Here is a 949-nt window from a genome sequence, read left to right on the forward strand (position 1 = left end):
CTAGGGTGCGTTTCAGAAGTGGATCTTGATGTGTCATGATCCACTTCGTGGGGCGGCATGACCTGACGAATGCACAGTGGGCGAAGCTGGAGCCCTTGCTCCCGGTCGGCAAGAAGCCTGGACGGCCACCGGTGCACACCAAGCGGCAGTTGATAGACGGCATACGCTGGCGCACTCGCGCCGGTGCTCCCTGGCGGGACGTACCCGAGCGGTACGGCCCGTGGCAGACGGTCTATGGCCTGTTCCGACGCTGGCAGCGGGACGGCACCTGGCACCGCGTCTTCGAGCAACTGCAGGCCCAGGCCGACGCCGAGGGACTGATCACCTGGGACGTCTCGGTGGACTCGACCATCGCCCGCGCCCACCAGCATGCGGCCGGTGCCCGCAAAAAGGGGATCTGCAGATCGAACCGCCAGGCGGTGTGTTCATCGAGCCCGACGATCACGGGCTCGGACGTTCCCGGGGTGGGCTGACTACCAAGCTTCACCTGGCGGTCGAGCAGGCCCAGAAACCGATGTCGCTGGTCATCACGGCCGGACAGCGCGGCGACTCGCCGCAGTTCCAGGTGGTCCTGGGCCGTATCCGGGTGCCTCGGCTCGGGCAGGGCCGCCCGCGCACCCGGCCGGACAAGGTCCGTGCCGACAAGGCGTACGGCTCCCGCGCGAACCGCGACTACCTGCGCAAGCGTGGCATCCGCTGCACGATCCCGGAGAAGCGTGACCAGATCGCCAACCGCAAGAAACGCGGTTCCCACGGCGGCCGACCGCCGAAGTTCGACAAGGACGACTACAAGCAGCGCCACGCGGTGGAGTGCGGAATCAATCGCCTGAAACGGCACCGTGCGGTCGCCACGAGATACGACAAGCTCGCCGTCCGCTACGAAGCGACCGTACTGGTCGCAGCCATCAACGAATGGCTGTGACCAGCACTTTCGAAACGCACCCTAGTA

General features: G+C 66.3%; 1 protein-coding gene. It reads left to right on the top strand.

What is annotated here, in order from left to right; genetic code table 11:
* Positions 1-47 precede the first annotated feature (47 nt).
* A protein-coding gene (locus ABD198_RS30495; protein WP_425580595.1) for an IS5 family transposase occupies positions 48-922 on the top strand; the annotation gives its coding sequence in 2 pieces (ribosomal slippage) (positions 48-437 and positions 440-922; 873 coding nt in all).
* Positions 923-949 lie beyond the last annotated feature (27 nt).

It is taken from the genome of Streptomyces thermocarboxydovorans (assembly GCF_039524635.1).
GTDB lineage: Bacteria > Actinomycetota > Actinomycetes > Streptomycetales > Streptomycetaceae > Streptomyces > Streptomyces thermocarboxydovorans.